At 74.2% G+C, this 25,125-nt stretch carries 19 protein-coding genes and 1 pseudogene; 7 read left to right on the forward strand and 13 right to left on the reverse strand.

The window, feature by feature from the left end; all coding sequences use genetic code 11:
- Window positions 1-135: 135 nt before the first annotated feature.
- Window positions 136-1,611 carry a glutamate synthase subunit beta gene (locus tag ACIBJE_RS16720; RefSeq protein WP_396749016.1) on the reverse strand — a complete coding sequence of 492 codons (1,476 nt, stop codon included), beginning with the start codon at window positions 1,609-1,611 and terminating at the stop codon, window positions 136-138.
- On the reverse strand, window positions 1,604-6,295 hold the full coding sequence (gene gltB, locus ACIBJE_RS16725; protein WP_396749018.1) for a glutamate synthase large subunit: 4,692 nt from the start codon (window positions 6,293-6,295) through the stop codon (window positions 1,604-1,606). The genes ACIBJE_RS16720 and gltB overlap by 8 nt, the downstream gene beginning before the upstream one ends.
- 145 nt (window positions 6,296-6,440) lie before the next feature.
- Here gltB and ACIBJE_RS16730 point away from each other — a divergent pair, with 145 nt between their 5' ends.
- Window positions 6,441-7,286: a GNAT family N-acetyltransferase gene (locus ACIBJE_RS16730; protein WP_396749020.1), complete on the forward strand. Its 846-nt coding sequence runs from the start codon at window positions 6,441-6,443 to the stop codon at window positions 7,284-7,286.
- A gap of 102 nt (window positions 7,287-7,388) precedes the next feature.
- Here ACIBJE_RS16730 and ACIBJE_RS16735 read toward each other — a convergent pair whose 3' ends face one another.
- Both ACIBJE_RS16735 and lgt read right to left on the reverse strand, forming a co-directional pair.
- A complete protein-coding gene (locus ACIBJE_RS16735) occupies window positions 7,389-8,585 on the reverse strand; it encodes an FAD-dependent oxidoreductase (protein ID WP_396749256.1) in 1,197 nt (398 codons plus the stop codon).
- A gap of 13 nt (window positions 8,586-8,598) precedes the next feature.
- A complete protein-coding gene (lgt, locus tag ACIBJE_RS16740) occupies window positions 8,599-9,729 on the reverse strand; it encodes a prolipoprotein diacylglyceryl transferase (RefSeq protein WP_396749022.1) in 1,131 nt (376 codons plus the stop codon).
- Window positions 9,730-9,831: 102 nt separating this feature from the next.
- Between lgt and ACIBJE_RS16745 the strand changes: the two genes are divergently transcribed.
- On the forward strand, window positions 9,832-10,422 hold the full coding sequence (locus tag ACIBJE_RS16745) for an NUDIX hydrolase (RefSeq protein WP_396749024.1): 591 nt from the start codon (window positions 9,832-9,834) through the stop codon (window positions 10,420-10,422).
- A gap of 276 nt (window positions 10,423-10,698) precedes the next feature.
- Here the strand turns inward: ACIBJE_RS16745 and trpA are convergent, their stop codons facing one another.
- The 3 genes from trpA to trpC are packed head-to-tail and all read right to left on the reverse strand — an operon-like array spanning window position 10,699 to window position 13,583.
- Window positions 10,699-11,496 carry a tryptophan synthase subunit alpha gene (gene trpA, locus ACIBJE_RS16750; protein ID WP_396749026.1) on the reverse strand — a complete coding sequence of 266 codons (798 nt, stop codon included), beginning with the start codon at window positions 11,494-11,496 and terminating at the stop codon, window positions 10,699-10,701.
- Between the two features lies 1 nt (window position 11,497).
- Entirely contained in the window at window positions 11,498-12,733 is a 1,236-nt protein-coding gene (gene trpB, locus ACIBJE_RS16755) for a tryptophan synthase subunit beta (RefSeq protein WP_396749028.1), read from the reverse strand.
- 46 nt (window positions 12,734-12,779) lie between these two features.
- Complete coding sequence (trpC, locus tag ACIBJE_RS16760) at window positions 12,780-13,583, reverse strand: indole-3-glycerol phosphate synthase TrpC (protein ID WP_396749259.1); 804 nt, start codon at window positions 13,581-13,583, stop codon at window positions 12,780-12,782.
- Window positions 13,584-14,092: 509 nt separating this feature from the next.
- Between trpC and ACIBJE_RS16765 the strand changes: the two genes are divergently transcribed.
- Window positions 14,093-14,356 carry a hypothetical protein gene (locus ACIBJE_RS16765; RefSeq protein WP_145836219.1) on the forward strand — a complete coding sequence of 88 codons (264 nt, stop codon included), beginning with the start codon at window positions 14,093-14,095 and terminating at the stop codon, window positions 14,354-14,356.
- On the opposite strand, the gene ACIBJE_RS16770 is transcribed toward ACIBJE_RS16765, so the two are convergent.
- The 3 genes and pseudogenes from ACIBJE_RS16770 to hisI all read right to left on the reverse strand — a co-directional run.
- Window positions 14,349-14,954: a Trp biosynthesis-associated membrane protein gene (locus tag ACIBJE_RS16770; RefSeq protein ID WP_396749030.1), complete on the reverse strand. Its 606-nt coding sequence runs from the start codon at window positions 14,952-14,954 to the stop codon at window positions 14,349-14,351. The two genes, ACIBJE_RS16765 and ACIBJE_RS16770, sit on opposite strands and share 8 nt — an antisense overlap.
- 114 nt (window positions 14,955-15,068) lie before the next feature.
- On the reverse strand, window positions 15,069-16,622 hold the full coding sequence (locus ACIBJE_RS16775; RefSeq protein WP_396749032.1) for an anthranilate synthase component I: 1,554 nt from the start codon (window positions 16,620-16,622) through the stop codon (window positions 15,069-15,071).
- A 101-nt stretch (window positions 16,623-16,723) separates the two neighbouring features.
- Window positions 16,724-17,143: pseudogene (gene hisI / locus ACIBJE_RS16780) on the reverse strand (phosphoribosyl-AMP cyclohydrolase); the annotation flags it as partial.
- 204 nt (window positions 17,144-17,347) lie between these two features.
- On the opposite strand from hisI, the gene ACIBJE_RS16785 reads away from it, so the two are divergent.
- From ACIBJE_RS16785 to ACIBJE_RS16795, 3 genes are read left to right on the forward strand one after another with little or no spacing between them, the layout of a single operon-like run.
- Window positions 17,348-18,085 carry an ABC transporter ATP-binding protein gene (locus ACIBJE_RS16785; protein WP_396749035.1) on the forward strand — a complete coding sequence of 246 codons (738 nt, stop codon included), beginning with the start codon at window positions 17,348-17,350 and terminating at the stop codon, window positions 18,083-18,085.
- Window positions 18,082-18,837, forward strand: coding sequence for an ABC transporter permease (locus ACIBJE_RS16790; protein WP_396749037.1), 756 nt, complete (start codon window positions 18,082-18,084; stop codon window positions 18,835-18,837). The genes ACIBJE_RS16785 and ACIBJE_RS16790 overlap by 4 nt, the downstream gene beginning before the upstream one ends.
- A gap of 18 nt (window positions 18,838-18,855) precedes the next feature.
- Window positions 18,856-19,464 (forward strand): TetR family transcriptional regulator, encoded by a 609-nt coding sequence (locus tag ACIBJE_RS16795; protein WP_396749039.1) that lies wholly within the window; start codon window positions 18,856-18,858, stop codon window positions 19,462-19,464.
- Between the two features lie 104 nt (window positions 19,465-19,568).
- Here ACIBJE_RS16795 and ACIBJE_RS16800 read toward each other — a convergent pair whose 3' ends face one another.
- The 3 genes from ACIBJE_RS16800 to ACIBJE_RS16810 all read right to left on the reverse strand — a co-directional run bounded on the left by ACIBJE_RS16800 (window position 19,569) and on the right by ACIBJE_RS16810 (window position 24,223).
- On the reverse strand, window positions 19,569-20,324 hold the full coding sequence (locus ACIBJE_RS16800) for a DUF2470 domain-containing protein (protein WP_396749041.1): 756 nt from the start codon (window positions 20,322-20,324) through the stop codon (window positions 19,569-19,571).
- Between the two features lie 89 nt (window positions 20,325-20,413).
- Complete coding sequence (locus ACIBJE_RS16805; RefSeq protein ID WP_396749261.1) at window positions 20,414-22,141, reverse strand: ABC transporter ATP-binding protein; 1,728 nt, start codon at window positions 22,139-22,141, stop codon at window positions 20,414-20,416.
- A 195-nt stretch (window positions 22,142-22,336) separates the two neighbouring features.
- Entirely contained in the window at window positions 22,337-24,223 is a 1,887-nt protein-coding gene (locus tag ACIBJE_RS16810) for an ABC transporter ATP-binding protein (RefSeq protein WP_396749043.1), read from the reverse strand.
- A 155-nt stretch (window positions 24,224-24,378) separates the two neighbouring features.
- Here ACIBJE_RS16810 and ACIBJE_RS16815 point away from each other — a divergent pair, with 155 nt between their 5' ends.
- Window positions 24,379-25,008, forward strand: coding sequence for a TIGR03085 family metal-binding protein (locus ACIBJE_RS16815; protein ID WP_396749045.1), 630 nt, complete (start codon window positions 24,379-24,381; stop codon window positions 25,006-25,008).
- The last annotated feature ends 117 nt before the right edge of the window (window positions 25,009-25,125 follow it).

The raw sequence follows: 25,125 nt of genomic DNA on the forward strand, positions 1-25,125 counted from the left end.
GGCCCTTAAAGCGCCGGCACCAAGGCCGTCATGGCCAGGGATGCCCGCGACATGCCGTACCGGCGCAAGGCCGATCCCCGCGAACGGAAACGGCCGGCGGCACCGGATGGTGCGGCCGGCCGTACCGCAGACCGGTCAGCGCGCGGCGAGTGGCCGGGTGGAGGAGGTCACCGGCGCGGGCAGGGTGCCCGTGCCGCCGAGGTAGCTGTGGATCGCGGCGGCGGCGGCCCGGCCCTCGGCGATCGCCCAGACGATCAGGGACGCGCCCCGGTGCATGTCCCCGGCGACGAAGACCCCATCCACCCCGGTCTGCCAGTCGGGGCGGGCGTCGACCGCGCCCCGGGCGTTGCGCTCCACCCCGAACTGGGCGAGCAGCGGCTGCTCCTCGGTGCCCTCGAAGCCGATCGCCAGGAGCACCAGGTCGGCCGGGAGTTCCCGCTCCGAACCGGGCACCGGCGTGACGATCCGCTGGCCGTCGCGCTTCTGCACGGTCACCTCGGCGATCCGGACCGCCCGGACCTGACCGGTGCCGTCGTCGACGAACTCCTGCACGGCGACCGCGAAGACCCGCTCGCCGCCCTCCTCGTGCGCCGGGTAGTCGCGCAACAGCCACGGCCAGGTCGGCCACGGGTCGCGCGCGGCGTCGCGGGTGTGCGGCGGCTCCGGGTACAGGTCGAGCTGGTGTACGCCGAGCGCGCCCTGCCGGTGCGCCACCCCGAGGCAGTCCGCGGCGGTGTCGCCACCACCGATGATCACCACGTGCTTCCCGGCGGCGTCGATCGGCGTCGCCGCGTCCCGGCCGGCGACCACCCGGTTCGCGCCGACCAGGTGCTCCATCGCCTGGTGGACGCCGCGCAGCCCACGCCCGGGGGTCTGCGGGGTGTCCCGGCCGGCGAGCGCGCCGCAGGCCAGCAGCACCGCGTCGTACTCGGCGCGGAGCTGCTCGGCGGTGACGTCCACGCCCACGTTGACGCCGGTGCGGAACTGGACCCCCTCGGCGGTGAGCTGGGCCAGCCGCCGGTCGACGTGCTCCTTCTCCAGCTTGAAGTCGGGGATGCCGTACCGGAGCAGGCCGCCGACGGCGTCGTCGCGCTCGTACACCGTGACCGCGTGACCGGCGCGGACCAGTTGCTGGGCGGCGGCCAGGCCGGCGGGGCCGGAACCGACCACGGCGACCCGGCGGCCGGTCGGCGCGACCGGTGCCGCCGGGGTGACCAGACCCCGGTCGAAGGCGGCGTTGGCGATCTCCACCTCGACCTGCTTGATGGTCACCGGGTCGTCGCCGATGCCGAGCACGCAGGCCGCCTCGCAGGGCGCGGGGCAGAGCCGGCCGGTGAACTCGGGGAAGTTGTTGGTGGCGTGCAGCGACTCCACCGCCACCGCCCAGTCCCCGGTGCGGACCAGGTCGTTCCAGTCCGGGATGCGGTTGCCCAGCGGGCAGCCGTCGTGGCAGAACGGGACGCCGCAGTCCATGCAGCGGGTGGCCTGCTCACGCACGAGGTCCTCCCCGGCGGGCGGGTACACCTCCCGCCAGTCGCTGATCCGCACCGGCACCGGGCGGCGCTCCGGCATCCGCCTCGGGTAGCGCAGGAAACCGTTCGGGTCAGGCACGAGCCACCTCCTGGGCCGCCACCGTCCGGGCCACCGGCACGGCCGGCGCGGACAGCGCGGTCATCACCGCATCGTCGACGTCGCGGCCGGCGGCTTCGGCGGCCCGCATGATGTCCAGCACCCGCCGGTAGTCCCGGGGGACCACCGCGGTGAACTCCTCCACCGCCTCCGGCCAGCGCTTGAGCAGCTCCTCGGCGACCGTCGAGCCGGTCTCGGCGACGTGCCGGCGGACCAGGTCGTGCAGCAGCTCACGCTCCTCGTCGCGCAGGGGCGCGAGGTCCACCAGCTCGGTGTTGACCCGGCGGCGGTCCAGCTCGTGCACGAAGGCGAGGCCACCGGACATGCCGGCGGCGAAGTTACGGCCGGTGGGACCGAGGACGACCACCGTACCGCCGGTCATGTACTCGCAGCCGTGGTCGCCGACGCCCTCGACGACCGCCGTCGCGCCGGAGTTACGGACCGCGAACCGCTCCCCCACCCGGCCGCGCAGGAACACCTCGCCCGCGGTGGCGCCGTAGAGGATGGTGTTGCCGGCGATGATCTGGTCCTCGGCGCGTGCGCCGGACGCGGCGTGCGCGGCGGCGAACGGGGCGGCCTGGTCCGGGGTGACGACGATCCGCCCACCGGAGAGGCCCTTGCCGACGTAGTCGTTGGCGTCGCCGTGCAGCCGCAGGGTCACCCCGGACGGCAGGAACGCGCCGAACGACTGGCCGGCCGTACCGCGCAGCACGAACTCGATCGTGTCGTCGGGCAGCCCGGCCCCGCCGAAGCGGCGGGTCACCTCGCCACCGAGCATCGCGCCGACGCTGCGGTGCTCGTTGCGCACCGCCACCTCGACCCGGACCGGGGTGCCGTCGCGCAGCGCGGGCCCGGCCAGCCGGATCAGCTCGTTGTCCAGGGCCAGGTCGAGCCCGTGGTCCTGGGCCCGGACACCGCGCCGCGCCGCGCCCTCGGGCAGCTCCGGCAGGTGCAGGACGCGGCCCAGGTCGAGCCCCTTGGCCTTCCAGTGCTCCACCGCCGGGGCGACGTCGAGCAGCTCGACCTGCCCGATCGCCTCCTCGATGCTGCGCAGGCCCAGCTCGGCGAGGTAGCCCCGCACCTCCTCGGCGAGGAAGAGGAAGAAATTCTCCACGAACTCCGGGCGGCCGGTGAAGCGCTCGCGCAGCACCGGATTCTGGGTGGCGATGCCCACCGGGCAGGTGTCCAGGTGACAGACGCGCATCATCACGCAGCCGGCGACGATCAGCGGCGCGGTGGCGAAGCCGAACTCCTCGGCGCCGAGCAGCGCCGCGACCAGCACGTCCCGGCCGGTCTTGAGCTGGCCGTCGACCTGCACGGTGACCCGGTCGCGGAGTTTGTTGATCAGCAGCGTCTGCTGCGCCTCGGCCAGGCCCAGCTCCCAGGGGGTGCCGGCGTGCTTGAGCGAGTTCAGCGGGGACGCGCCGGTGCCGCCGTCGTGGCCGGAGATCAGGATGACGTCGGCCTTGAGCTTGGCGACGCCCGCCGCGACGGTGCCGACGCCGACCTCGCTGACCAGCTTGACGTGCACCCGGGCGGCCGGGTTGACGCACTTCAGGTCGTGCACGAGCTGGGCGAGGTCCTCGATCGAGTAGATGTCGTGGTGCGGCGGCGGGGAGATCAGGCCCACGCCCGGGGTGGCGTGCCGGGTCCGGGCGATCCACGGCCACACCTTGTTGCCGGGCAGTTGACCGCCCTCGCCGGGCTTCGCGCCCTGGGCCATCTTGATCTGGAGGTCGTCGGCGTTGACCAGGTATTCGCTGGTCACGCCGAACCGGCCGCTGGCGATCTGCTTGACCGCCGAACGGCGTTCCGGGTCGTGGAGGCGGTCGGGGTCCTCGCCGCCCTCACCGGTGTTGGACTTGCCGCCGAGGCGGTTCATCGCCACCGCGAGGGTCTCGTGCGCCTCCGCCGAGATCGACCCGTACGACATCGCGCCGGTGGCGAAGCGCTTGACGATCTCGCTGGCCGGCTCGACCTCCTCGATCGGCACCGGCGGCCGGACGCCGCTGCGCAGGGTGAACAGGCCACGCAACGAGCCGGAGTGCGCGGCGAGCGCGTCGACCTTGCCGGTGTACTCGCGGAAGATGTCGTACTGCCGGCTGCGGGTGGCGTGCTGGAGCAGGAAGACCGTCTCCGGGTTGAACAGGTGCAGCTCACCCTCGCGCCGCCACTGGTACTCGCCGCCGACCTCCAGCCGGGGTGAGGCGGGGGTGCCCGGGGCGGGCCAGGCCAGCGCGTGCCGGGCGGCGACCTCGGTGTGGATGCCGTCCAGCCCGATGCCGCTGATCGTGCTCGGGGTGCCCCGGAAGTAGCGCTGGACGAGCTGGGTGTCCAGCCCGACGGCCTCGAAGACCTGCGCGCCGCAGTACGACGAGACGGTGGAGATGCCCATCTTCGACATGATCTTCAGGACGCCCTTGCCGAGCGCCTTGACGTAGTTGCGCACCGCCGTGGCGGGTGCCACGCCGGGCAGCGCCCCGGTGGTGATCATGTCCTCGACGGACTCGAAGGCGAGGTACGGGTTGACCGCCGCCGCGCCGTACCCGATCAGCACGGCCGCGTGGTGCACCTCCCGGCAGTCGCCGGACTCCACCACCAGGGCCACCTGAGTGCGGGTCTGCTCCCGCACCAGGTGCTGGTGCACGGCGGCGGTGAGCAGCAGCGACGGGATCGGGGCCAGGTCGGCGTTGGAGTCCCGGTCGGACAGGACCAGGATGCGCACGCCGTCCTCGATCGCCTCGGAGACGTGCCGGCAGATCTCGGTCAGGCGGGCCTTGATGCCCGCCCCGCCGTCCCGGAGCCGGTAGAGCCCGGAGACCCGGACCGCCTTGAAGCCGGGCAGGTCGCCGTCCTCGTCGATGGAGAGGAGCTTGGCCAGCTCGTCGTTGTCGATCACCGGGTACGGCAGGACGACCTGCCGGCAGCTCGCCGGCCCCGGGTCGAGCAGGTTGCTCTCCGGGCCGATGGTGGTCTGGAGGCTGGTGACCAGTTCCTCCCGGATGGCGTCCAGGGGCGGGTTGGTGACCTGCGCGAAGAGCTGGTGGAAGTAGTCGTAGAGCAGCCGCGGTCGGGTGGAGAGCGGGGAGATCGGGGTGTCAGTGCCCATCGAGCCGATCGGCTCCGCGCCGGACCGGGCCATCGGCGCGAGGAGGATCTTCAGCTCCTCCTCGGTGTAGCCGAAGGTCTGCTGCCGGCGGCGGACCGAGTCGTGGGTGTAGACGGTGTGTTCCCGGGCGGGCAGCTCGTCCAGCTCGATCAGCCCGGCGTGCAGCCAGTCGGCGTACGGCTGGGCGGCGGCCAGCTCGGCCTTGATCTCGTCGTCCTGCACGATCCGGCCGGCGACGGTGTCGACCAGGAACATCCTCCCGGGCTGGAGCCGCCCCTTGGCGACCACCCGGGCCGGGTCGAGGTCGAGCACGCCCGCCTCGCTGCCCAGCACCACGAGGCCGTCGGCGGTGCGCCACCAGCGGCCCGGCCGCAGGCCGTTGCGGTCCAGCACCGCGCCGACGACCGAGCCGTCGGTGAAGGCCACCGAGGCCGGGCCGTCCCAGGGCTCCATCAGACTGGCGTGGAACCGGTAGAAGGCGCGCTCGTCGGCGCGCATGTCCGGGTCGTTCTCCCAGGCCTCGGGGATCATCATCAGCACCGCGTGCGGCAGGCTCCGCCCGGCCAGGTGCAGCAGTTCCAGCACCTCGTCGAAGTTGGCCGAGTCGGAGGCGGCCGGGGTGCAGATCGGGAACAGCCGGCGGATGTTGCCCGGCAGGTTCGGCGTCCGCAGCAACGCCTCGCGGGCCTGCATCCAGTTCCGGTTGCCGCGGATCGTGTTGATCTCGCCGTTGTGGGCGATGAACCGGTACGGGTGCGCCAGCGGCCAGGACGGGAAGGTGTTGGTGGAGAACCGCGAATGCACCAGGGCGATCGCGCTGGTCACCCGCGCGTCACGCAGGTCCGGGAAGTACGCCGGGAGCTGGTCGGGGGTGAGCATGCCCTTGTAGACCATGGTGCGCCCGGACAGCGACGGGAAGTACGCCGGCACGCCCCGCTCGGCGGTCTCCCGCTCGGTCTGCTTGCGGACGCAGAACGCCACCCGGTCCAGGTCGAGGCCGGTCAGCGGGGTGCCGGCCGGGCCGTCCGGGGAGCCGGTGAGGCGGGTCGCGGCGAGGAAGATCTGCCGGACCCGGGGCATCGCGGCCAGGGCGGTCTCGCCGAGGTCGCTCGGGTCGACCGGCACGTCCCGCCAGCCGAGCACCTCGGCCCCCTCGACCAGGGCGTACTTCTCCAGCACCCGGCGGGCGCGGGCCTCGTCGGCGTCGTCCACGGGGAGGAAGACCAGACCGGTGGCGTACTGGCCGGCGGGCGGGAGGGGGAAGTCGACCACGGCGCGGAGGAACACGTCCGGCACCTGGATCATGATGCCCGCGCCGTCACCGGTGTTGGGCTCCGCGCCCCGGGCACCCCGGTGGTCGAGCCGGCACAGCGCGCCGAGACCGTTCGCGACGACCTCGTGGGAACGTCGCCCGTACAGGTCCGCCACGAAGGCCACACCGCAGGCGTCGTGCTCGTTCGCCGGATCGTAGAGGCCCTGGGCGGGCGCCGCTCCGGCACTCGGGCGCGGGCCGGCGGACGGGGCGGACTGCGGGTGGGGAGGGTACGGAAAGGCCACCGGGCCTCCTGTCGTCGCTCAGGTGTGGATCATGTCGGGACGACGTCGGCCCTCAGGGGTCTATTGAGTCTACGTTAGGGCTCGACACGCAAGACCAGTAAGGATTGATCACACTTCCAACATCTGGGACGTGTAGTCTCGCGCGGTGGATCACGTACCCGCTGAGTTGTTCGACCGGTTGGAACGCTTCTACGACGCGGTACCCCGCGACGCGGCCCGTGCCGAGGAGTTCGGCGGGCTGGTGCTTTTCGTCCGGGAGGGTGCCGGATGGCCGTTTTACGCACGTCCCCGACGCGACGCCTCCCGACCGCCGTCGGTCGCCGACATCGACGACGTCCGGGAGCGGCAGCGGGAACTGGGGTTGCCGGAGGCGTTCGAGTGGGTCCACGAGACGACCCCGGATCTGCTGGCGGTGGCCCGCTCGGCGGGACTCGCCGTGCTGGAGGCCCCGCTGCTGGTCCTCGATCCGGCGGCGTGTCCGGATCCGGCCGAGCTCACCGACGTACCGGTCCGGCTGCTGGATCCGGCGGTAGCGGACTTCGCCGCCCAGGTGGCTGTGCGCCGGGCGGTGGCCGCGGTCGGCTTCAGCACGCCCGGCACCGCCCGGGGTGACGCCGGCCCGGCCGAGCGGGACGCCGCGCTGGACGAACTGGATCTCGCCGCGATCGAGGAGGAGGCGTCCCGGACGGCCGACGGCCGGCGCATCTCGGCCCTCGCCGGTACGCCCACCGACGGAGCACTGGCCTGCGGGATGGCGATGCGCGTCGACGACGTGGCCGAGATCGCCGGAGTCGCCACCCTGCCGGTGGCCCGGGGCCGGGGCCTCGGCGCGGCGGTGACCGCAGCCCTCGCCCACGCGCTCCGGGAGGCCGGCACCGACCTGGTCTTCCTCTCCGCCGGCAGCGAGGAGATCGCCCGGGTCTACGTCCGGGTCGGTTTCCGCCGGATCGGCACCGCCTGCATCGCCGAGCCCGCCGCCCTGCTGCCCTGAGCCGGCCCGTCCGCCGGGTGCGCTGGTGTTCGCGCTCCCCGGGGGGCTACCGTCCGGCTTCCCGGAAGTGCCGACGCCGACCTCCCCGAGCGCGTCGGGCGGTCAGGCCGACGAGGCGGGCGGGCGCCACTGGGCGGCCGAGGAGGCGGCGCGGCCCAGCAGCCGGGTGGTGATCGGACCGAGCGCGGCGTCCCGCGCGCGCAGGGCGAGACGCCCCCGGGTCTGCAGCACCGCCGACATCCGGCGGGTCTGCCGGACCACGCCGGCCACGCGCGGTCGCCGCGTGCGGTCGTACCCGGTCACGGCGTCCGGCAGCCGGGTCTCGCGGAGCAGGGACTGGAGGGTCGCCGCGTCCTCGAAGGCCAGGCAGGCGCCCTGCCCGAGGTGCGGCGGCATGGCGTGCGCGGCGTCGCCGAGCAGCACCACCCCGCCGGGGCCCGAGCGGAAGGCGTACTGACGGGGCAGCGGGCGCAGCTCGCGGACCTCCTGCTGCACCAGGTCGGCGGGCTCGGTGGCGGCGAGCAACGCGTCGACCGGCGCGGGCCAGCCGGCGAACCAACGGCGGAGCAGGGCGAGCTGTGTCTCCGCCGACTCCGGTCGGGGCGCACCGGCCGCGGTGGCCACCCAGTACACGCCGCCCCGGGCGGTCCCCCCGGCGGAGCCCCGCTCCCCCAGGGACGCGGAGACGAACCGGTAGCCCGCCCCGAGGATCTCCCCACCCAGCGGCTGGTCGGCGGGGATCCGGGGCGCGCGGTACCAGGGGATCACCGCCCGCCAGGTGGCACTGCCGGAGGCGACCACCCCGGCCTCGGGAGCGAGCTGGCGACGGATCACGCTCTCCACGCCGTCCGCCGCGACGATCAGGTCCGCCTCGTGCTGGTGGTGACCGTCGCCGACCGAGGGACGCCCGTTCCCACCGGTCCGCACCGTGCGGACGGTCACCCCGGTCCGCAGGTCCACCCGGTCTCCGAGACCGGCGACGAGGGCGTCGTGCAGATCCTCCTGGTGCACCACGACCGGCATCCGCTCCGGCGGAGCGGGTCGGGGCTGCACCAGCCAGTGCCCGTCCGGCCGACGGATGCCCCCGTCGGGCAGCGGGGTGGCGACGGCGTCGAGGCCGGCACCGAGGCCGAGGGCACGCAGCGCCCGGACACCGTTGGGCCAGAGCATCACGGCGGTCGGCTCGGGGCGTACCCGGTCGGCCTGCTCCAGGAGGGTGACCTGCCAGCCGGAGCGGGCCAGCGCACCGGCGACCGCCAGGCCGCCGATGCCGGCGCCCACCACCACGGCGCTCCGCACTGCCATGGTCGCCTCAGCTGTCGCGGTCGATGGAACGCGGACCGGTGTCGACGTCCTGGGAGTTGTCGGCACCGTCGCGACCGGCGTCCGGCTCCGGCGCGGGGCCGTCCTCCCCGACGGGTCCGTCGGGCACCGTGCCGGTCTCCCGGTACGCCCGGAACTGCTCCTCGCCGACCACCCGGTAGCCGCGCGGGGCGGCCAGGTCGGGGCTGGTCTCGGTGCGGGACAGGTCGCGCTGGGAGACGTCCCCGCCGCCGGTGGCCGGCACCGGCGCGTCGGCCGGGATCGGCACCACGTACTCGCGGGGTCCACGGACGCGGAGGAAGTAGACCAGGGCTCCGAGGAAGACCAGCGCCGAGGTCCAGACGTTGAGCCGGACGCCGAGGATCTCGGTGGCGTCGTCGGTGCGCATCAGCTCGATCCAGAACCGGCCGGCGGTGTAGCCCATCACGTAGAGCGCGAAGGCCCGGCCCCGGCCCAGCCGGAACCGCCGGTCGACGGCGAGGACCAGCAGGGCGACACCCACGTTCCAGAGCGCCTCGTAGGCGAAGGTGGGGTGGTAGAGACCCGGTTCGACGATCGGCTGGCCGGCCCCGTCGCGGAGCGCCTGGCCGGGGTTGTCCGGGTCCATCCGGTGGATCTCCAGCCCCCAGGGCAGGGTGGTCTGGCCACCGTAGAGCTCGTTGTTGAACCAGTTGCCGAGCCGGCCCACCGCCTGGGCCAGCGGCAATCCGGGAGCGAGGGCGTCGGCCACCACGGCGAACGGGATGCCGAGCTGCCGGGCGGCGAGCCACGCGCCGACCGCACCACCGGCGACGGCTCCCCAGATGCCGAGGCCGCCCTCCCAGATGGCGAAGGCCGCCAGCGGGTCACCGCCGGTGCCGAAGTACTTCCCGGGAGAGGTGATCACGTGGTAGATCCGCGCGCCGATGATGCCGGCCGGCACGGCCCAGACCGCGATGTCCAGCACCGCGCCCGGGGCCACCCCCCGGCGACGCAGCCGGTACTCGGTGACCAGGCAGGCCACCACGATTCCGGCGACGATGCACAGCGCGTACGCCCGGATCGGGACCGGACCGAGCTGCCAGACGGCGGTGCTGGGGCTGGGCAGGGCCGCCTGGGGTGTCAGCGAGGCGAGAGTCACGGGTGCACACGCTACCGCTGAGACCCGTGTCGGTGACATCCCGGTCCGGTGTCAGTCGCCACCGGATGACTTCTGGTTTGGGTGGCCGTAGGCTGTTTGTCCATGAGGTCGCTCACCTGGGCGGTCGCCGCAGTCGTCACCGACGACGCCGGGCGGGTGCTGCTCTGCCGGCAGGGCCGGCGGGCGGCACGGTGGGCGCTGCCGGGCGGGCGGTCCCGGCCGGACGAGAGCCCCGGCCAGGCGGTGGTACGTGACGTGTACGCCGAGACCGGCCTGACCGTCGAACTCGTGGACCTGGTCGGGATCTACCACCTGCCGGCGGCACCCGACGCGCCGCCGGCCGGGCGGGCCGGTCCACGGCCGGACGTCCTGGTGCACGTGCTCCGGGCCCGGGTCCGGGGCACCGCCCCGGCCGGCGTACCGGGCGGGGGCTGCCGGTTGTCCTGGCACGATCCCTGCCGGTTGCCCGAGCCCGTCACCCCGGTCACCCGGTGGGCCGTGGCCGACGCGACGGCCGGCCGTTCCGGCGTGCTCCGCGAGGTACGACCGCGCGCCGGGGCCGGGGTGCCCAGGGCCCACCCCGGACTGCCCACCGCCCGTCCCGGGGAGCCGGCACCGGCCACCCGCGGAGCCGGGCCGACCCGGCGGGCCGCGACGGCCGGCGATCCGGCGGATCCGGCGGACGCCGCCTGAGTCTCCGCCCCTCGTGGCGGTCTCGGTCCGGGCGTCCCTGTCGCCCCGTCGCCGGAACCCGCTCGGCCGCCGAGGTCGGTGCCCGCCCGGACCCGCCCCGCCGCCGGTCGCCGTCGTCACGTTCCGTCAGGTCGGCGGGTGTGGAGGTACCGCCCGACGCACGCTTTGGAGCTGCCCGCACAGACGGGGCAGCTCTGAAGCGTCCCCGGGGTGACACCTCCGCCCGGAGGGCGGCGGCCCACACCCCGGCCAGCGACGGCCGAGCCGGTGGGCCGGTCAGCGGTTCCGGACGCCCTCGGCCAGTTCGGCGGAGAGGGTGCGCAGCGCGGTCAGGCCGGTGGCCTGGTCGGGAGCGTCGAGCAGGCACCGGATCAGCGCGCTGCCCACGATCACGCCGTCGGCGTACCCGCCGACCGTGCCGGCCTGCGCGCCGGTGCCCACGCCGAGCCCGACCCCGACCGGGAGGTCGGTGACCGCACGCACCCGGGCGACCAGGGTCGGCGCGGCGTCGGAGGTCTGGGCCCGCGCGCCGGTGACGCCCATGACGGCGGTGGCGTAGACGAAGCCCCGGCAGTGGGCGACGGTCATCGCCAGCCGCGCGTCGGTGGACGAGGGCGAGACCAGGAACGTGCGGTCCAGGCCGTGCGCGTCCGAAGCGGCGAGCCACTCGTCGGCCTCGTCCGGGATCAGGTCGGGCGTGACCAGGCCGGTGCCGCCGGCGGCGGCGAGGTCCCGGGCGAAGGCGTCGACGCCGTACTGCTCGATCGGGTTCCAGTAGGTCATCGTCACCACCGGCGCGCCGGTGGCCGCGACCGCCTCGACGATCCGCAGCGTGTCCCGGGTACGGACGCCACCGGCGAGGGCGATGTCGCTGGCCTTCTGGATCACCGGCCCGTCCATCACCGGGTCGGAGTACGGGATCTCCACCTCGATGACGTCGACGCCCGCCTCGACCATGGCGGTCATCGCGGCGATGCTCCCCTCGACCGTGGGGAAGCCGGCCGGCATGCAGCCGACCAGCAGCGCCCGGCCCTCGGCGCGGGCCTTGTCGAAGGCGACCCCGATCCGGCTCATGTCACTCCTTGTCGAGGATGCCGAAGTACCCGCCGGCGGTGTGGACGTCCTTGTCGCCCCGACCGGAGAGGTTGACCACGATGACCGGCTCCCGGCCCAGCTCGTCGGCGAGGCGGGGGGCGATCTTCATCGCGCCGGCCAGGGCGTGCGCGCTCTCGATCGCCGGGATGATCCCCTCGGTACGGCAGAGCAGCTCGAACGCGGCCATCGCCTCGTCGTCGGTGACCGGCTCGTACGTCGCCCGGCCGCTGTCGTGCAGCCAGGCGTGCTCCGGCCCGACACCCGGGTAGTCCAGGCCGGCGGAGATCGAGTGGGACTCGATGGTCTGCCCGTCGTCGTCCTGGAGGACGTAGGTGCGGGTGCCGTGCAGCACCCCGGACGACCCGCCGGTGATGCTGGCGGCGTGCCGGCCGGTCTCGACGCCGTCGCCGCCGGCCTCGAAGCCGTACAGCCGGACGTCGGGGTCACCGACGAAGGCGTGGAAGATACCGACGGCGTTGGAGCCGCCACCGACACAGGCGGCGACCGCGTCGGGCAGCGCGCCGGTGAGGTCCAGGCACTGCTGCCGGGCCTCCTCGCCGATGCCCTTGACGAAGTCCCGGACCATCGCCGGGAACGGGTGCGGCCCGGCAGCGGTCCCGATCAGGTAGTGGGTGTCGTCGACGTGGGCGACCCAGTCGCGCATCGCCTCGTTCATCGCGTCCTTCAGGGTGCGCGAGCCGTTGGTGACCGGGACGACGGTGGCGCCGAGCATCCGCATCCGGGCCACGTTCAACGCCTGCCGCTCGGTGTCGACCTCACCCATGTAGACGACGCACTCCAGGTCGAACAGGGCGGCGGCGGTGGCGGTGGCCACGCCGTGCTGCCCGGCCCCGGTCTCGGCGATCACCCGGGTCTTGCCCATCCGCCGGGTGAGCAGCGCCTGACCGAGCACGTTGCGCACCTTGTGCGCCCCGGTGTGGTTGAGGTCCTCCCGCTTGAGCAGCACCCGCGCGCCGACCTTGGCGGAGAACCGGTTCGCCGTGTAGAGCCGGGACGGAGTTCCGGCGTAGTCCCGCAGCAACGCGTCGAACTCGGCGAGGAACGTCTCGTCGGTCATCGCGTACCGGTACGCCGCGTCCAGCTCGTCGAGCGCGGCGACGAGCGCCTCGGGGACGAACCGGCCACCGTACCGGCCGAAGTGGCCGGCCGGGTCGGGGAGCAGGCCGGCCGCGCCGGCCTGCGCGTTGGCGCTCATCGGTGGTCCTCTCGGTGCTGGCGGGAGCGGGCGGGGCCGGTGCGCCTCAGCGCGCCGGACGCGGGGTGGCCGGGTGGTTGCCGGCGTTGACCAGTTCCGACACCGCCTCGCGGGGGCTCTTCTGGGTGACCAGGCCCTCGCCGACCAGGACGGCGTCCGCCCCGGCCGAGGCGTACCGGATGAGGTCGTGCGGGCCGCGCACGCCGGACTCGGCGATCTTCACGACGTTGCTGGGCAGGCCCGGCGCGATCCGCTCGAACACCGACCGGTCGACCTCCAGGGTCCGCAGGTCACGGGCGTTGACCCCGATCACCTGGGCACCGGCCTCCAGGGCCCGGTCGGCCTCCTCCTCGTCGTGCACCTCGACGAGCGCGGTCATGCCGAGGGACTCGATCCGCTCCAGGAGCCCGACCAGGGCGTTCTGCTCCAGCGCGGCGACGATCAGCAGCACCAGGTCGGCCCCGTGCGCCCGGGCCTCGTGCACCTGGTAGCTGGAGACCACGAAGTCCTTGCGCAGCACCGGGATCTTCACCGCGGCCCGGACGGCGGCCAGGTCGTCCAGCGACCCGCCGAACCACCGTCCCTCGGTCAGCACGCTGATCGCCCGGGCGCCGCCGGCGGCGTACTCGCCGGCCAGGTCGGCGGGGTTGGCGATCTCGGCGAGCTGTCCGCGCGACGGTGAGGACCGTTTCACCTCGGCGATCACCGCGACGCCGGGCCGCCGCAGGGCCGCGTACGCGTCCAGCGGTGGCGGTGCGGCGGCGGCGAGTTCGCGGATCCGCTCCAGCGGAATCTGCTCCTGCCGTCGGGCGACGTCCTCGCGTACGCCGGCCAGGATCTCGTCGAGCACGCTGGCGGGCGCCGCCGGACCGGCCTCGTCCCCCTCCGCGTGCGCATGCTCAGCAGTCACCAACGGACTCCCCTCTCCGGGTGTCATGGGCCGATGCTAGGTGGCGGCGCTGAACCCCAGGTGGGGGGGTATGGCGCGCCTCACGAGATGGGCTGGGGCATAATGACCGACTTCCGGTGAGCGGAAAAACACACAGCGCAACCGGTCGGGTCGACCACCGCGATCGTCCCCACCGCCCGCCGTCACCGAGTCATCGATCATCCTCATCATCATGACACCACCGCCGGTCGTTGTCCGCGCGAGGCGTCCCGCCCCGGTGGGCGGTCCGGCCCGTTGAAGCCCGGTGTGACGTAGGTCAAGGACGAACGACCCTGACCACGGTGTTCGTCCCCACGGAGTGTTGATGCGGCGGTCATCACGTCGAAACGTGAAGCCGACAGCATCAGCGTCGGGCAGACTCGACAGGCGGGTTCGCCCCACCGAACCAACGGATCCGTTGCGGAGTGATCATGAGTACTGGCCAGCCGGCATCGACCATCGGACTCACCACGATCTCCCGGACCGTCGCCTCGCTCGCCGTCGGCGTGGTGCACACCCTGGAGCGGGCGGTCGTCGGCGAGGAGCGGATGCGCACCGCCCGGGGCAACGCCTGGGAGGCGGTCTGCGCGGACCGGGCCCGCGCCGACCGTCGCGCCGAACTGCACCGCCTGGTGGAGGAACTCGCGGCCACCCGGGCCGCCGCCCGCGCCGACCAGCGGCAGCCGGTCAGCTGATCGTCGGGTCCTCGCCCCGGTCCAGCGCGTCCCACGCGTCGGCGGTGCCCCGCGGCGACACCGCCGCGCCGGGGGCCGCCGGCCCACCGGAGGTGGCGGCACCGCCACGGGCCGGGCGCTCGTAGCGGGCACCCATGGCAGGCCACGCGGCTCCCCGCAGGGCCGTCCAGGCCCCGCCGGCCGCCGCGAGCACGCCACCGAGCAGACAGAGCGCCGGCCACTGCCGGCTGACCTCACCGGCGAATCCGGCGGTCAGGGCGTACCCGCCGCCCACCGCCACGGCCGTGCCGAGCACCAGGATCACCAGCCCGACCACGCGACGCAGCCCGCGCCGGGTGGCGAGCACGGCTCCCGCGCCGGCCAGCGCGACCACGGCCAGCGCGGGCAGCCAGGGCAGCAGGGCGGCCCCGGACCGCTCCTCCCGCAGCGCCGGCAGCGGCATTGGTCGCGGGGTCACCTCGACCGACCAGGTCCGGGTCGCCGCCCAGACCGCCAGGCCCGCTCCGGCCAGGCAGAGCAGCACCGCGTACGCCAGTTCGCGCCGCCCGGCCGACGACGGGCTCCCGCCACCGGCCGACGGGCCGGTCGTGCCGCTCACCGGGGCCACCTTTCGTTCGCGACTGCGGGGCTCCGCTCCGCTGCACTCCTCGCGCTCACCGGGGCCACCTTTCGTTCGCGACTGCGGGGCTCCGCTCCGCTGCACTCCTCGCGCTCACCGGGCCGGCCGGAGGGTCTCGGCGGCGGCGATGGCGGCGAGCACCGCGGCGGCCTTGGCCCGGGTCTCCCGGTCCTCGGCGGCGGGATCAGAATCGGCCACGATCCCCGCGCCAGCCTGCACGTACGCCCAGCCGTCCCGGATCAACGCGGTACGGATCGCGATGGCCATGTCCAGGTCACCACCGAAGCCGAAGTAACCGACCGTGCCGCCGTAGAGGCCCCGGCGGACCGGCTCCAACTCCTCGATGATCTCCATCGCCCGGACCTTCGGCGCGCCGGAGAGGGTGCCGGCGGGGAAGGTGGCGGCGAGCGCGTCGAACGCGGTGGCGTCGGAGCGGAGCGTGCCGACCACGGTCGAGACGATGTGCATGACGTGGCTGTACCGCTCGATGGTGGCGAACTCGGGCACCTCGACCGTGCCCGGCCGGCACACCCGGCCCAGGTCGTTGCGGCCCAGGTCGACCAGCATGACGTGCTCGGCCCGTTCCTTCGGGTCGGCCAGCAGTTCGGTGGCGAGCCGGGCGTCGTGCTCCGGGTCGACGCCCCGGGGCCGGGTGCCGGCGATCGGGTGCAGCAGCGCGCGGCGCTGCCCGTCGTCGGCGCCGGTGACCTTCAGGTGCGCCTCCGGCGAGGAGCCGACGATGTCGAAGTCGTCGAAGCGGAGCAGGTACATGTACGGGCTGGGGTTGGTGGTGCGCAGCACCCGGTAGACGTCCAGCGGGTCGGCGTCGGTGCGCCGCTCGAAGCGTTGCGCCAGCACGATCTGGAAGCACTCCCCGGCCCGGATCGCCTCCTTGGCCGCCTCCACCGCCTTCGGGTAGTTCCCCTCGGCCGTCCGGCAGGTCACCGCGCCGACCGGCGGGCGGTCGACCGTGGAGATCATCGGTGCGTTCGGCCGGGAGAGCGCCGAGGTCATCGCGTCCAGACGGCCGATCGCGTGGTGGTAGGCGGCGGCCACCTCGGCGGCGCGGTCGGGCTCGTCCGCCGGCGGCAGGACCGCGTTGGCGATGAGGATCGCCGAACCCTCGTAGTGGTCCAGGACCACCAGGTCGGTCGCGAGCATCATGCCCAGTTCGGGCACGCCGAGGTCGTCCTCGCTGAGGCTGGGCAGCCGCTCGATGCGGCGGATCAGGTCGTACCCGAGGTAGCCGACCATGCCGCCGGTCAGCGGGGGCATACCGCTGGTCGGGTCGAACGCCGGCCCGGCCAGCGCGGCCACCGTGTCGCGCAGCACCCGGGCCGGGTCGCCCCCGGTGGGCAGGCCGGCGGGGGGCCGTCCGAGCCAGGTGGCCTCGCCGTTCCGCTCGACCAGGGTGGCGCTGCTGCGGACGCCGATGAAGCTGTACCGGGACCAGGCCAGCCCGGCCGAGCCGACTCCCTGCTCGGCGGATTCGAGCAGGAAGGTGCCCGGACCACCGGCGAGCTTGCGGTAGACCCCGACCGGGGTCTCGCCGTCGGCCAACAGCCGTCGGATGACCGGGACGACCCGCCAGCGGGCCGCCAGTTCGGTGAAGGCGGCCAGGTCAGGGCTCACCGTGCCGTCGGTCATGCCGCACCCGCCCCACCGTCGGTGACCGACGGTTCCCCGGCCGGGTCGCCGGTCGGCGGATCCCCGGGGCGGCCGGTCACGACCGGCGGTTCCGCCGGTCGGCCGGTCACCACCGGCAGGTCCTCCGAGAAGCAGCTGCGCCGGCCGGTGTGGCAGGCCGGGCCGACCTGGTCGACGCTGACCAGCAGCGCGTCGCCGTCGCAGTCCAGGGCGACCGAGCGGACGTACTGGTGGTGACCGGAGGTGGCGCCCTTGACCCAGTACTCCTGGCGACTGCGGGACCAGTAGGTGGCCCGACCGGTGGTCAGCGTGCGGTGCAGCGCCTCGTCGTCCATCCAGGCGACCATCAGCACCTCGCCGGAGTCGTGCTGACGGACCACGGCGGCGACCAGGCCGTCGGCGCCACGGCGCAGTCGGGCCGCGACGGCCGGGTCGAGCCGGGACGGACGGACCGGCCCGGTGGGGGCCGGGCGGGTCGGGCTGGCGGGAACGCCGGTCACCGGCGCGTCAGGTACGGGCACAGTCACCCATTGTCCCGCACGCGGCGCGGACGTCCCAGCCCCGTCCCGCTTCGCCGGACGACACCGGCCGACAGGGCGTCCCGGCATCGGGACCACCGCTGATCGGAAACGGTCCCCGACGACGGGCGGGGACGGACCGTTGTGCCCCGACCGGAAGTCAACTAGCGTTGAGTTCAACGGGTGATGAATTCGAGGGAGACTCGCATGGACAGTGCGATCACCCTGGACGGCCTCGTGGTCGACCGGGGCGGACACCGGGTGCTGGACGGCGTGAGCTGCACCGTGCCACGCGGCACGGTGACCGGGCTGCTCGGCCCGAGCGGCAGCGGCAAGACCACCCTGATGCGCGCGGTGGTCGGGGTGCAGACGGTCAGCTCCGGGACGGTGACGGTGCTCGGCCACCCGGCCGGGACACCGGCCCTGCGCCAGCGGGTCGGGTACCTGACCCAGGCGCCGAGCGTCTATGCCGACCTGACGGTCCGGGAGAACGTGCGGTACTTCGCTGCGGTGCACGGGCGCGACCGGGCCGACGCCGACCGCGCGACGGCCGAGGTCGGGCTCGCCGAGGCCGCCGGTCAACTGGCCGGGTCCCTCTCCGGCGGGCAGCGCAGCCGGGTCTCCCTGGCCTGCGTCCTGGTCGGCCGACCGGAGCTGGTCGTGCTCGACGAGCCCACCGTCGGGCAGGACCCGGTGCTCCGGGCCGACCTCTGGGCCCGGTTCCACGAGATGGCCGCCGCCGGCACCACCCTGTTGGTCTCCAGCCACGTGATGGACGAGGCCGCCCGCTGCGACCGGCTGCTGCTGATCCGGCAGGGCAGGTTGCTCGCCGACGACACCCCCGACGGGGTGCGCGCGGCGGCCGGCGTGACGGACCTGGACGAGGCGTTCCTGCGCCTGATCCGGGCGACCGAGGCGGGTCGCGCCGGACGGGAGCAGTCGTGAACCCCCGCATCGTGGCGGCCACCGCCGGGCGGGTGCTGCGCCAGCTCCGCCACGACCCACGCACGATCGCCCTGCTGGTCGTGGTCCCCGGCGCACTGCTCGCGCTGGTCCACTTCATGTACGCCGAGCAGCCCACCCCACCCGGGCAACCGTCCACCTTCGACCGGGTCGCCCTGGTCATGCTCGGGTTCTTCCCCTTCATGGTGATGTTCCTGGTGACCAGCATCGCGATGCTGCGCGAACGCACCACCGGCACCCTGGAACGGCTGCTCACCACCCCGCTGGGCAAGCTCGACCTGCTCCTCGGGTACGCCCTGGCCTTCGGGCTGGCCGCCACGGTGCAGGCGGTGGTGAGTGGCGCGGTGGCGTACGGGCTGCTCGACCTGGACACCGCCGGCAGTGGCGGGCTGGTCGTCGTCATCGCCGTGGTCACCGCCCTGCTCGGCATGGCGCTGGGGCTGCTGTGCAGCGCCTTCGCCCGCACCGAGTTCCAGGCCGTACAGTTCATGCCGGTCGTGGTGGCCCCCCAGCTCCTGCTCTGCGGGCTCTTCGTCCCACGGGAGCAGATGGCCGGCTGGCTCCGGGCGGTCAGCGACGCGCTGCCCCTGTCGTACGCGGTCGAGGCGTTGCGGGAGATCGGCGCGCACGCCGAGCCCACCGCCACGATGTGGCGGGACCTGGCGGTGGTGGCCGCGTCGGCGCTGCTGGCCCTGGTGCTCGCCGCGGCCACGCTGCGCCGACGCAGCGGTTGACGACGGCGAGAGGCGGCGATGAGCGGACGGACCGGACGACGACCGGGCAACCCGGACACCCGGGAGGCGATCCTCGACGCGGCCCGGACGGCGTTCGCCGCACGGGGGTTCGACGCGGCGTCGATCCGGGCGATCGCCGGCGCGGCCGGGGTCGACCCGGCTCTGGTCCACCACTACTTCGGCAGCAAGGACAAGCTCTTCCTGGCCGCGATGAACGCCCCGATCGACCCGGGACGGCTGCTGCCCGGCGTGCTCGACGGCGATCCGCAGGGCATCGGTGAAAGGCTGGTCCGGGGTTTCCTCGCGGTCTGGGACTCACCGGCCGGGATGGCCGGGGTGGCGCTGCTGCGCTCGGCGGTGACCACCGAGTGGACCGCCCGGCTGCTGCGGGAGTTCCTGGTCACCCAGGTGCTGCGCCGGGTGCTCCAGCACCTCGACGCCGACCCGGCCGAGCGGCCGCTGCGTGGCGCGCTGGTCGCCGCCCAGATGGGCGGGCTGGTGCTGATGCGGTACGTCGTCCGGCTGGAGCCGCTGGCCTCCGCGCCGCCGGAGACCCTGGTCGCCGCAGTGGGCCCCGGCGTGCAGCGATACCTGACCGGGCCGCTGGACGAGGTCTTCCCCGGCTGACCCGGTCGGCCCTTTGGGCCCGGGTGTTTGCAGGGGACCCCTGCTCGGCAAAAAGCGGTGAGAGGGGACCCCTGCTACCACCCGGGCCGCGCCCAGGGGCGGGGTCAGGCCGGTCGGGCCGACGCCCGGTGCCGGCAGAGCACCGGGTGCAGCAGCCGGGCCAGGTCGGCGTGGTCGGCGACCGGCCGGGGGAACGACAACCGGGCCCGTTGCCGCGCGCCGGGCCCACCCAGGGACACCACCAGGCCGTACCGGTCGACGCGGACGATCCGGGGCGGCGCGCCGGCCCGCTCGCCGAGCCGGCCGAGCTGTCGGCGCAGGTAGGCGGCGATCTGGTCGCCGTGGTGCTCGGCGAGGTCGGCCAGGAGCGCGCCCTCGACCGGGTGCAGCGGATCCGGGTCGGCGGCGGCGTACTCGTCGCGCGGGACGCGCCACACCTCCCCGGCGATGTCCAGGCGGGCCTCGGCCACCTCGAAGCGGTACAGCCGGAACCGGGTGCCGACGTCGAGCAGGTCGCCGGTCGGCTCCACGGTGGCGAAGTCGACTGCGGCGTCGCGGGCGTCCGCCCCGTCCAGCCGGGCCGCCCACCCGGAGACCCAGGCCCGGCCCAGCGACGGCGCACCCGCCGCCGGGGGCAGGTCCAGCACGTCGAGCACCACCGCGGCGTCGTCCCGGGCGGCCCCGGTGGGGCGCAGCGCGGCGGCCAGGTCGCTGACCACCGGCACGAGCATCAACACCCGACCGTCGGGGTCGGTGACGTGCCGGACCTGATACGGCCCCGGGCGGTGCGCCAGGTGCACCAGCCCGGGGAGGCGGCCGGCGACCAGGGTCCGGACCGTTTCGGCGCTGCTCGGTCGCATGACCGCCCCTTTCCGTAGGTTAGGCTAACCTAACCCAGGAGGTTAGAGCACCCGGACACGGGCGTCCAGCGGATCACCCAGCTTCCGGATCACCGGGTCTGCTCCAGCCACGAGGCGTAGAGCAGCCCGTACACCGAGCCCGGGTCCCGGATCAGTTCGTCGTGCGGGCCACGCTGCACCACCCGGCCCCGGTCCACCACGATCACCTCGTCGGCCGCCTGCGCGGTGGAGAGCCGGTGCGCGATGGCAAGGGTGGTCCGGCCCCGGGTCACCGCGTCCAGGGTCTTCTGGAGGCGCACCTCGGTGGCCGGGTCGACCGCGCTGGTCGCCTCGTCCAGCACCAGCAGGTCCGGGTCGGCGACGTACGCGCGGGCGAGCGCGACCAGCTGCCGCTCCCCCACGCTGAGCGCCTCGCCCCGCTCCCCGACCGGAGTGTCCAGCCCGGACGGCAGCCCCTCCAACCAGTCGACCAGCCCCAGCTCGGTGAAGGCCGCGACGATCTGCTCGTCGGTGAGCTCCGGCCTGGCGAAGCGGACGTTCTCCCCCACCGTCGCGTCGAAGAGGAATCCGTCCTGCGGCACCATGACCACCCGGCTGCGCAGCGAGTCGAACCGCACCTGCTCCAGCGGCACGCCGGAGAGCAGCACGGTGCCGGTGGTCGGATCCATCAGCCGGGTGAGCAGCTTGGCGAAGGTGGTCTTGCCGCTGCCGGTCTCGCCGACCACCGCCACCCGGGTCTTCGCCGGGATCTCCAGGTCGATGTCGTGCAGCACCGGCGGCCCACCCGGGTACGCGAAGCCCACCCGCGCGAACCGGACGTCCAGGGGACCCGGCGGCAGCTGGCGCCCCTGCTCCCCCGGGTCGGCCACGTCCGGGCTCAGGTCCAGCACGTCCAGCACCCGCCGCCAGCCGGCGATCGCGTTCTGGGCCTCGTTGAGCACCTCGGTGGCGATCTGCACCGGCTGGATGAACAGGGTCACCAGGAACAGGAAGGCGGTGATCTGGCCGACCGAGAGCGTACGGTCCGCGCCGAGGCTCACCCCGACCACGACCACGCCGGCCAGGGCGACACCGGCCGCCAGCTCCCCGACCGAGCTGCCCAGGATGCTGAACCGGATGGCCCGCTGCTGGGCCCGCCGGTGGTCGTCGATCGCCTCGTCCAGCCGCCGGGAGGTCCGCCCGGCGATCCCGTACGCCCGGATGACCGGCGCGCCGACCACGCTCTCCGCGACCGCGCCGAGCATCGCCCCCAGCCGCTGCCGGACCACCCCGTACGCCGCGCCCAGCCGGCGCTGGAGGGCCCGGATCACCAGCACGGCCGGCAGGAAGGCGGCGAAGACCACCAGGGTCAGCTGCCAGGAGTAGACGAGCATGACGATCGTGGTGACCACGAGCTGGCCGAGGTTGATCATGAGGATCACCCCGCCCCACTGCAGGAACTGGGTGATCTGGTCGACGTCGCTGGTCACCCGGGACACCAGCGAACCGCGCCGCTCGGACTGCTGGTGCAGCATCGACAGGTCGTGCACGTGCCGGAACGCCCGGGTCCGGACGTTGGCCAACGCCGTCTCGCTGACCGTGAACAGCCGGCGCATCATCAGGTAGCCACAGACCGTGGTCACCACCAGCGTCGCGGCGGTCAGGGCGACCACCGTCCCGACCGTGCCCAGGTCGATCCCGCCGACCAGACCCCGGTCGATGCCCTGCTGCACCGCCACCGGCACGGCGGCCCGGCCGACCATGAAGACCAGCGCCAGAGCCAGCGTGCCGGCCAGCCCCACCCGCAGTTCCGGGGAGAGCGCCAGGCCCCGGCGCATGGTGCGCCAGGCCGTCTCGGTCCGCTCCGGCGGCTGTCCCGACCCGCCCACCGGTTCCACCTTCTCCTCCACCACGACCGCGCTCACCGGGTCAGCCTCTCGTTCGCGACTGCGGGACTCGCAAGCTCACTCCTCGCGCTCACCGCGCCCGCCCTCCGTTCCCGACTGCGGGGCTCGCAAGCTCACTCCTCGCGCTCACCGGTCCATCTCCACTTCGAGGCCCGTGGTCACCGGGACCACCGCCGGGTCCTGGTACGTACGGGCCTGCTCGCGTTCGGCCTCCGCCTGCTCGTACGCGGTGACCAGGTCCACGTAGCCGGGCACGGTGGCGAGCAGTTCGGCGTGTGTGCCCCGGGCCACCACCCGGCCCTGCTCGACGTAGATGACCTCGTCGGCCAGGGCGATGGTGGCGCGTCGGTACGCCACCACCAGGATCGAGGTGCCCGCACCCGTCCCACCGGTCGCCGAGGAGCGCAGCCCGGCCAGGATGGCCGACTCGACCCGGGGGTCGACCGCGCTGGTCGCGTCGTCGAGCACCAGCAGCCGGGGTCGGCCGGCGAGCGCGCGGGCCAGGGTGAGACGCTGCCGCTGCCCGCCGGAGAGCGAGGTGCCCCGCTCACCGACCCGGGTGTCCAGCCCGTCGGGCAGGGCCGCGACGAAACCGTCCGCCTCGGCCAGCCGCAGCGCCGCCCAGACGTCGTCGTCACCGATGTCCGGCCGGTCCAGGGTGACGTTGCCGCGCACCGTGTCGTCGAAGACGAACGGCACCTGGGCGACCAGCGCGACGTTGCCGGCCAGCGACGCGGCGGTCAACTCCCGCAGGTCGACCCCGTCGAGGGTGACGGTGCCCGCGTCCGGGTCGACCAGACGCACCGCCAGGGCGGCGATGGTCGACTTGCCGGACCCGGTCGGACCGACCAGGGCGACGGTGCGCCCGGCGGGCACGGTGAAGGTGACCGCGCCGAGCACCTCGGCCCCGGGCAGGTGCGCCTCGGCCGGTTCGTACCGGAAGGAGACGTCGGCGAAGGCGAGGGTGGCCGGACCGCCGCCGGTGTGGTCGAGGACCCGGTCCCCGTAGGCCATCTCGCCGGTGGCGCGGAGCACCTGCTGCACCCGGTCCCAGCCGGCCACGCTGCGCGGCAGCTCGGCGAGGACCCAGCCGATGGCCCGCACCGGCACCGCCAGCACGGTGAACAGGAACGCGACGCTGATGAGTTCGGCGACGGTGATCGCGTCCTGGCGCAGCCGGATCGCGCCGACCACCAGCACGGCGAGGGTGCCGATGCTGGGCAGGGTCTCCAGCAGCGGGTCGAACAGGCCGCGCAGCCGGCCGACGGCGATCAGCGCGTCGCGCAGTTCCGCCGCGCGGGTGGCGAACCGGTGGGTCTCCTGCGCCTCCCGGCCCATCGTCTTGACCACCAGCGCGCCGTCGAAGCTCTCGTGGGCGATGCCGCTGACCTCGGCCCGCAACTGCTGGGCGCGGGCCTGGCGGGGGGCCATCCGCCGGGAGTAGACCACGTTGAGCGTGAACAGGGCGGGGAAGACGGCCACCCCGACCAGGGCGAACGCCCAGTCGGTGACGAAGAGCGTGACGATCGCCCCGGCCACCATCACCAGCGTGCCGACCGCGAAGGGCAGCGGCGCGATCGGGTACCAGGCGGCCTCCACGTCGGAGTTGGCGTTGGAGAGCAGGGTGCCGGTGGCGTGCCGCTGGTGCCAGGACAACGGCAGGTCCAGATAGCGTCGGGTCACCCGGCGGCGGTAGGACGCCTGGAGGCGGTACTGCATGTAGCCGGCACCGAGCCGACGCCCGAAGATGCCGACCACCCGCAGCAGGCTGATCCCGAAGAGGGCGGCGGCGGCCAGCGCCAGCACGCCGGTCTCCACCGAGCCGCTGGCGATCGAGGGCACCACCACGTCGCCCACCACCGCGCCGATCACGTACGCGCTGCCGATCACCATCGCGCCGAAGAGCACGCTGCCGGCGACCGCGACCGTGAAGATCCGTGGTTGTTCCCGAACGGCCCGCCCGAGGACCCGAAGGCCCCGGGCGAGCACGGCCGTACTCGTCCTGCTCGACACGCTCTACTTCCCCCGCCGTAAGCCGCAATTATCTCCCTCATCCTTACCGGTCGGTGTCCCGCCCGGCGACCCGGGTTCGGATTTGTCCGCTGTGGCACGAGTGGCGTGCCGTGCCACGACGGGCCGTTCGGCGGGGCGCGGCCTACCATCGGGGAATGCCGCGGTACGCCCGATCGGAGCGCCAGGCGCTCGCCGACCTCATGCTGGCCCTCGGCCCCGACGCGCCCACCCTGAACGAGGGCTGGGTGGCCCGGGACCTCGCCGCCCACCTGGTGGTCCGGGAGCGCCGGCCGGACGCGGCGGGCGGGATCCTGCTGCCGCCGCTACGCGGGTACGCCGAACGGGTGCGGCTGCGTTTCGCGGCGCGGCCCTGGGCCGAACTGGTGGCGCAGGTGCGCCGGCCGCCGGTGTGGAGCCCGTTGAGCAACCCGCTGACCGACGAACTGGTCAACACCATGGAGTTCTTCATCCACCACGAGGACGTCCGGCGGGCCGCCCCCGGTTGGCAGCCCCGCGACCTGCCGGCCGGGCTGCACGGCGCGCTCTGGAAGCGGGTCTCCCCGCTGGCCCGCCTCGCCCTGCGCCGGTTCCCGGCGAGCCTGCTCGTCCAGGCCCCGGATTACGGAGAGGTGCGCTGCGGGCGCGGCGGGGAGGCGCTCCGGCTGGTCGGGGCCCCCGGCGAGCTGACTCTCTTCCTGTCCGGCCGGCAACGCGCGGCCCGGGTGCAGCTCGACGGGGCGACGGCGACCGTGGAGCGGCTGCGCACCGCCAACCTGGGCCTCTGATCCGCCCCGAGGCGGACCGGCGACGGCGCGCACGGCCGCCGGGCAGGGACGGGACAGCCGTCGACCGGGGCGGGGGCGAACGGAAAGAACAAGTCCGATATCTTGCCCCCGCACGGA

The sequence above is a fragment of the Micromonospora sp. NPDC050187 genome (assembly GCF_044459745.1).
Taxonomy (GTDB): domain Bacteria; phylum Actinomycetota; class Actinomycetes; order Mycobacteriales; family Micromonosporaceae; genus Micromonospora.